At 59.3% G+C, this 7,632-nt stretch carries 7 protein-coding genes; 4 read left to right on the top strand and 3 right to left on the bottom strand.

Features of this window, described 5'->3' with window-relative positions:
• The 4 genes from A3728_RS08790 to virB11 all read left to right on the top strand — a co-directional run.
• Positions 1-225, top strand: a 225-nt coding sequence (locus tag A3728_RS08790; RefSeq protein WP_150120702.1) for a type IV secretion system protein, incomplete at its 5' end; no start/stop codon positions are given.
• Positions 226-230: 5 nt separating this feature from the next.
• Positions 231-953: a TrbG/VirB9 family P-type conjugative transfer protein gene (locus tag A3728_RS08795; protein WP_067267176.1), complete on the top strand. Its 723-nt coding sequence runs from the start codon at positions 231-233 to the stop codon at positions 951-953.
• Positions 954-955: 2 nt separating this feature from the next.
• Entirely contained in the window at positions 956-2,380 is a 1,425-nt protein-coding gene (locus A3728_RS08800; protein ID WP_067922294.1) for a TrbI/VirB10 family protein, read from the top strand.
• Complete coding sequence (gene virB11 / locus A3728_RS08805; RefSeq protein WP_067922297.1) at positions 2,377-3,378, top strand: P-type DNA transfer ATPase VirB11; 1,002 nt, start codon at positions 2,377-2,379, stop codon at positions 3,376-3,378. The genes A3728_RS08800 and virB11 overlap by 4 nt, the downstream gene beginning before the upstream one ends.
• Positions 3,379-3,442: 64 nt before the next feature.
• Here the strand turns inward: virB11 and A3728_RS08810 are convergent, their stop codons facing one another.
• The 3 genes from A3728_RS08810 to A3728_RS08820 form a co-directional block, all read right to left on the bottom strand.
• Positions 3,443-4,504 (bottom strand): carbohydrate kinase family protein, encoded by a 1,062-nt coding sequence (locus A3728_RS08810; RefSeq protein ID WP_067267214.1) that lies wholly within the window; start codon positions 4,502-4,504, stop codon positions 3,443-3,445.
• A 468-nt stretch (positions 4,505-4,972) separates the two neighbouring features.
• Positions 4,973-6,010, bottom strand: a complete 1,038-nt coding sequence (locus A3728_RS08815) for a TniB family NTP-binding protein (RefSeq protein WP_067267216.1) — start codon at positions 6,008-6,010, stop codon at positions 4,973-4,975.
• Positions 6,010-7,632 (bottom strand): transposase family protein (locus tag A3728_RS08820; protein ID WP_161489583.1); only part of this gene is annotated, 1,623 nt, incomplete at its 5' end. The genes A3728_RS08820 and A3728_RS08815, both read right to left, overlap by 1 nt.

Here is a 7,632-nt window from a genome sequence, read left to right on the forward strand (position 1 = left end):
GTGATCAAATCGGTGAACCAGATCGAGCGCGGTGTGGCCCAGGTCCGCTTCACCCGCACGCTCCGCCGCCCCCGCGACACCCGCACCGTCACCCGGTCCTATGTCGCCACCGTCGGCTACGACTTCCAACCCGAAACCCGCCAGCGCCTTCAGGACGTCTGGGCCAACCCTTTGGGCTTCGTGGTGACCTCCTACCGCGTCGACGCCGAGACCCTGGAGAACTGACCAAGATGAAATCCCTTCCCGCGCTCCTCCTAGCGCTTGCCATGCCTGTTGCCGCAAACGCCGAGGCCACGCCGCAAGGCGGCCCGCTCGATATCCGCATCCGCACCGCCGTCTATAACGAAAACCAGGTCTACCGTATCGAGACCGATCTCAAGCATTCAACCACGATTCATTTCGGGGCGGGGGAGCGCTTTGAAGCTGTGATTGTCGGTGACACCGAGAGCTTCCAGGTCGATCCGATCCCGGAGCTCGGCAATGTGCTGACCATCAAGCCGCATGTGGCGCAGGCCTCGACCAACATGACGGTCATCACCAACCGCCGCACCTATTCCTTTCACCTGCGCGAAGGATCTATCCCGAGCCGCACCGGCATGTTCTTCGAGGTCCGCTTCCGCTACCCCGGCGAGGAACGCCGCGCGGTGGGCGCCACCCAGCCCAAAGGGTTCGAGGCCCCGCGTAACTACGCATATCGCGTCTCGGGCGAGGGCGATTTCCGCCCCAGCCATATCTATGACGACGGGCGCTATACGTATTTCGTCTTCCCGGAAAACGCCCGCCAGCCTGCCCTCTTCAAGGCCGATGACCAGGGCCACGAGCATACGGTGAACTGGACCCAACAGGGCAATACCGTCCGAGTGCTCGGGGTGAACACCTACTGGACGCTGCGCATCGGCGACGAGGCGATCTGTGCCGCGCGCGACGAAAGCGCGATCAACGTGAGCAACTGACCATGGCCGATCAAACCCCTCCCGATCTCCAGGACCGCCTCGATCAATTCAGCCAGCGCGGCAAATCCAAGCGCCGCGGCAACAGCCTCGGAGTCGGCGCGCTCGCCGCCGCCCTCGCCCTTGGCGGGGCCGGGGTGGCGTATTTCCTGGCGACCGGCTTGCGGACAAGTGACAGCGCGCTCGAGACCTCCGATGTCGAAACCTTCCAGGACCGCCGCCCTGGCACCGGCGGGCGACTGGAGTTTCCGCCCGACGAGACCGAGCAGCGGGTCAATGACGCGCTGATCGCTGTCGAGGAAGCGCTCGACGTGCCCGCGGCCCCTGCCCCCGAGCCAAGTGCCGAGGTGCTGGCCGAAATCGCCAAGCTCCGCGAAGCCCTCGCCGCTAGCCAGGCCGCCCGCAACTCGGAAATCCAGTCCGCCGTCGCGGACCTGCGCGAAGCCTTCGACGAGCAGAAGGCCGCGCTCGAAGCCATGCTGGCCGCAAAGGAAACCGAACTTGCCAACCTGCAGCGCCAGACCGAGTCCCGTATCGCCGGGTTGCAAGCCATGCTCGATGCCGAACGGGCACAGCGCGAGGGGCTCGAGTCCGAGCTCGACCGCGAAGGGCTGATCGCCGATCAACGCCTTCTCGAAGAACGCCGCCGTCAGGAAGAGGAACAACGCCAGCGCGAAGCCGAACGGGTCGCCGAAGAGCTTCTGACCGCGCAGATCAAATCCCCCGCCGTGGTCTACGCCGATGGTCCACGTGGTGGCCAAAGTGGCGCGGCAGTTGCCGATCCTGCTGCCGCTGGCACCGGGGGACCCGTGCTTTCCGGTAATGAGCAATTCCTGCAGACCGCCCGCCCGCTCGAGGTGCAGGAAGCCGCCCGCCTCGCTTACCCTGAGCGCACCCTGACCCAAGGGTCCGTCATCCAGGCGGCGCTTCAGACCGCCATCAACAGCGATCTGCCCGGGTCTGTCGTGGCGGTCGTCTCCGAACCGGTCCCGGCGTTTTCCGGGGACCAGATCCTGATCCCTCGCGGCTCCCGCCTTTTTGGCCAATATCGCTCCGGCATCGACATGCACCAGAAACGCATCCTGATCGTCTGGACCCGCGTCCTGACCCCGGACGGCACCTCGATGGAAATTGCGGCCGTGGGCGGAGACCAACTCGGGCGCTCGGGCCTCACCGGGCTTGTCGATACGAAGTTCGCCGAGCGCTTCGGCGGGGCGGCACTGATTTCCGTGATCGGGGCGGCGCCTGCGGTCGCGGCCGAGAGTGCCAACAATGAAACCACCAGCATTGTCCTGGGAGATGTCGGCAGCGACCTGCAGGACGCGGTCGGGTCGGTCATCGCCGATCAGGTCTCGATCGCGCCGACGATCTATGTCGATCAGGGGGCCTCGGTCACCGTGCTCGTGGATCGGGATGTGGTGATTTATTGACCCGGACAGAAAGCCCAGCCTCCTATCTCGAGCGATATCTCGATCCGTTCCGCGACCTTCTGCGGCGCGACGACGTGGTCGAGATCGCGGTCAACCCGGACGGCAAGGTCTGGCTCGAGGTCGCGGGCGACGCCACGATGCGCCACGAAGGCCAGACCGTGGATCGCACCACCGCCCTCAACATGGCCCAGACCATCGTCGGCGACGCCAAGGCCCGCGTCTCTGAAAAGAACCCGCTCGTGTCCGGCAAGGTGGAATATGCGGGCCGCCCCCTCCGGGTCCAGGTCGCCGTGCCGCCCGCCATCGACCGCGGTGCCTCGATCACCATCCGACTTTTCGCCTCGGGCAGCGTCCGGGACTACGCCCCGGCCTATCTCTTCGGCAAGGCCGTCTCGCTCGATGCGCTCCGCGCCGAGAAGATGAAAAACATCGCCAGTCTCGCAGAAGAAAACCTCGAGGTCGCGCTGCAGACCCTCGTCGAGGCGCGGCTCAACGTCCTGATCAGCGGCGGCACCTCGACCGGCAAGACCACTTTCGCCCGCCATCTTCTGACCCATATCACTGAGCACGAACGCCTGATCACCATCGAGGACGCCTTCGAGCTATTCCCCGCCCAACCGAACACCGTCGCCCTCCTGGCCGACCGCGGAACCGGTTCGCAACGCAGCGCCAATGCCCTCCTTCAGGCCTCCCTCCGCATGCGCCCCGACCGGATCATCGTCGGTGAGTTGCGCGGGGCCGAGGCCCTGACCTATCTCGAGGCCATCAACACTGGCCATGGTGGGTCGGTCTCCACGATCCACGCCGAAACCGCGGAACTCGCCATCGACCGGCTGGCGATCATGGTGCTGCAGGCCGGCACACCGCTGACCTTCGCTGAAGTGCGGGAGTACATCCGGAAATCCATTGATGTGATCGTGCAGCTGGGGCGGGCCGAGGGCAAACGGGGGATCACTGAGTTCTATCTGCCTGGAAGCAGAAACCAGCCGCCGCCTTGAGGCTCGTTAGCAGAACTGGGTCTCCGGAACCATAATGCGTGGGCACTGCTGATGTCATAGTACTTTAGGCGGTTTCGGCATCTTTCCCCGTCGAAAACGGAACAATCTTGCATAGCGAACACAGGTTCACTCGCGGCTCAGCCTTACCCTCAGTCAATCTTTCAACTGAAGTTTCCTTGCCGGCCATCAGGTCTGAAACCGCCAACATGAAAGCATCCTTGTCGGCTGCTTGCATCGCTCCACGGGCACCTTCAAATCCGCAGTTCAACGCCGCCGCCGCTTGCCCTCTTCGAAGTGCGTCAGAGATTAACCTCGGCGTCCAGGATACAGGGTTCATACTGCCCTGGTTGCCAAGTTCACTCAACAGTATTGCGGTACACCAATCACCTGAACCTGCCGCATCAAGAAAATATGGCGCCTCGAAAGCATCAAGTTCGAACCAATCCCAGCCAAGGCGAAATTCCAAGCCTCGCGGTCCTAAGGTTTGAATGATGAGATTTGGCCCAGTGAGATCACGGATTTCATTGATGTGACCGAGCCTATCTTCGGCAAACTTTAGGACGTGACAAACATCTATTGCCTTTTGAAATTGGCTCTCATCCCCTATGGAAGACGGCTCAAAGAGGACTAGACCTCCACTTTCGCGTACCCAAGAGGCAAGCTTCAGGGCGCTCGGAGACACGCGGTCAAAGAAAAAGATATCGGGAACGCAATCACTATCCAATACCGGCTGGATTTGTCGGATCGTCGTTGATCTGAACCTTGGAAGCCAACCGCCGCAATCCGGGCAAGTCAACACATAACGATGTGACCTGTGGCCTTCAGCATCTACCTTGAATTTCTGAACGACAACTGGCGTGGAGACCGACTGTTCTTGCCATACAAAGTCAGTTTTAACGCCGTCGAACTGAAGGTCGTGAACAACGAAGTCTCCCGGTTCATCACATCCAAGTCGCGCCACAGGAAACGAATCCCAACCCAGCCAGCTCAACAAGGCCATAACATTCCCGCACGAACCGCCTGCCGAAGCAAAGGTCGCCTCAAGGCCCTCCACAACATCCATGGCCACGAAGCCTGTTCCCATGGCCCGTAACCCGATGGCTTCCTGTTTCTTGTCGTCGATCATCGTTCCCAGTCCCCACGAAGCCACATAGATGAGAGCTGGTACTCCGTGTCTGATTCTATGACAGGATCGGAGTAGTCTGCTGTTTCTACATACAAAACACCCACTGACATACGATCTCCTGCGATAGCCCCGTACCTATGGTCATAGCACGCCAACAAGGCGCCGACCGATAAAAGCTTGGAAGATAATGGTGACACGAAAGCCTTGCAACCGCCAAGTTCGCTCAGTGCCCGCCGATACCGGTGACGTCCGACATCTAAATTACGTCTTGGCCGTTTTTCGACCCTAATGATTCCAATGACTTAGGTCAATACGCGACATTTGCAAATCCGCCTTCCGACACCCCAAATGCGCTCTGAGACACCGCAAATGCGTTCTGCCTTGCCCCCCTGCCCTGCCGGGTTGAGCGTTAGGCACAAAAAAACCGCCCCGAGGGGCGGCTTCTTTGGAAGGTTTTGCGGTTTCAGCTCATTTGGCAGACGGTCGGCGACGTTTGTTCAATACCTTCATTGCTTCGCGTTTTTTGTCTTCGTACCGTTGCAAAGCTTCCAACGTGTCAATCTGTTTCCAGTGCTCGGAAACAAAGGGATTCAACTCTTCGTCGCAGCCCATGCGAAGTGCATAAGCGTCGGCAAAATATGACATGTCGATCTCATCATTGTCATCTTCGAGACATTCGCCGATGGCTTCGATTGTCATTTCAACGGCCACGCCAAACCGCCCGACGGATGCATGGATCAAGATCTTGATGAATTCGTCGATCTGAAGAATTCCGGCGTCCCGGACGCCCGCATCCTCAAACAATTTGATCATCGTTTTCCGAAGGAGCGCCCCATCACTTGCGAATGTCATAGGCTTCATCTCGATCGGGCGAAGACGCCGGGTCAGCGTGGGATCGTGGTTGATCATGGCACGCCCCTCGGGCGTCGCCGTGAGGATGATGCAGATCGGCCATTCGGAGTGCTGCATCATGTTACGGAAACGTTTGATGAACACCTCGATACTGTCTGAGGTCTTATACCGGCCACTGTCCTGCACCTCGTCCAGATGCAGACCGGCGATCCCGCATTCCTTGAAATACTCCATGACCAAACGGGCAAGATAATCATCATCGCGCCGCGTATGTACCGGAACCTTGAGTTCACTCAGGATGGCGGTCAAGGTTTCCTTCACCGTGGCCCGACCGGGCACAATCACGCTGAGAATGCGACAGCCGAACTGGCGGTCGTCTGCGTCCTCGGCCAAGGCATGGTGCTCGGCGATGATCTCCTTGGCCAGCCGCGATTTCCCCGACCCGGCTGGGCCGATCAACGCAGCCCCTTTTTGCTCCGTTTTTCCGGCCCGCAGGCGGGCTTCACGTTGGGCAAGGACCCCAAAAACCCGCTTGCGAAACCCCCAATAGACGTCTGTCTTCTCAAAATGGTCTTCAAGGGCAACGATACGGTCCGCGATTTCGTTCTGCTGCGCGTATTCCTTACGCGCAGCACTCGTCAATTGAGCAGCCATTATTGGGGTCCTTTCCCGGTTTTGTTTTTGCGGGCTTTGGCCTTCGAACGGAAACGGTCCATCCCGGTCGGTGTGTCAGGTTCCGCTTCTTCCTGGATGTGATCGACTTCGAAACCACCCTCATCCACCGGATCGCGGTATTCCGCACGACCGATGAAGGGCTTTTCATGCTGGCCCTTGCCAAAATCGAGCTCGCGTGCGGCGCGTTCGACCTCGGCCTGCGAATATCCCACCATACCGATGTCGCACTGGCGCATGACGGTCTTCGACAGGTTTTCCCAGATTGCCGCGGCCTCTTTGCGGGCCCCTTCCTGCGCAAGGTTTTCCGCCTCAATGCGCTGACGGGCGAGCATGCGTTCCTGCTGCCAGACACGCAAGGACTTGCCGCTCATGCTCGGATCGATACAGCGGACCGAGATCAACTCGCCATCGGCAAGAACAGAAATCCCACCGAGATCGAACGGATCGACTTTGATCTCGAGCGTTTGCCCGGGCGCCGCAATACGGTCGACCACGCGGGCCTTGCGATCATTACGGATACGTTCATTGGTGTAAACGGTCCCCGCATAACGGATGCCTTCCTCTCCGACTTTGGCCTTGGCATAAAAACCGCAAGCCTCGCGCAACTGACCCGGTGACGGCATTTGGGTGCAATCGTATTGGGCCCCTTGGGTCAATTCTTCCCAAACAGCCGCAGGGGTCCGGTAGTTCAGCCCACGATGGGGTGTCTTGTGATATTCCGCGACAAATGCCAGCAGAATGGTGTGCAATTCGTCATCGGCGATACAGGCCTCGGCATTCGGCTTTCGATCATTGCGTGCCTGCGGGTTTTGCGCCGTATACCCCGGCAAATACCGGGCCAATTTCAAATCGGTGGTCCAGAAAAAACGCTCGATGTGACCACGCATGTTGGAGACACCGGCGACCGTGTTCATCTGGGTGGAGGAAAGCAGATAGGCCGCATGGGAGAACAGAGCACCTCCGAAAGGCTGCTTTCCGAACTCCGATCCGTTGTCATTGACAATTTCCTGAATGGGACAGCTATGGTGCCAGTCAGAGTTTTTGATGCCGATCTCGCGGAACAGATAAGTCTTGTCCATATAGGCCATGCGCAATGCCTCCAGAGAGGCATTCTCATTGGGCGTCCGGCAAATCGAGAAACCAAGAATGATCCGCGTCGCAATATCCATCAGGAACACAACCCAACGACGCACCCGTTTGACCTGGGCACGCTCTTCCTCAGTCATATTGTTGAGTTCTTCCCGGGTCGCGTCCAAAGTAACCAAATGGAACTGCCAGGCATCCGTCTGAACCACTTCACCAGGAACCGAGGCTTGGCGTCCGCCCTCAGAGGTGCCAAATTGTTTTTGCGCTGCGGCCAAACCATCACGTTGCATGACAACGAGAAACGGATCCAGATACTGGTCGATCCAGCGCTCATAGGTCCTTTGCGACAAAATTTTGAACTTTGTTGTCACCCCCATCTGCTCTCGCTGAGCATTGATTTGCTTCAGGTCCTCGATCAGCACGGTGATGATTTTGACCTTGGACGGACGGGTTCCATCTGCATATGCTCCAAGGCGTTCCAAGACGTAAACAAAGTCCGCATGCGCTTGGGTGGC

The organism is Sulfitobacter sp. HI0040 (assembly GCF_001634885.1).
Classification (GTDB): Bacteria; Pseudomonadota; Alphaproteobacteria; order Rhodobacterales; family Rhodobacteraceae; genus Sulfitobacter.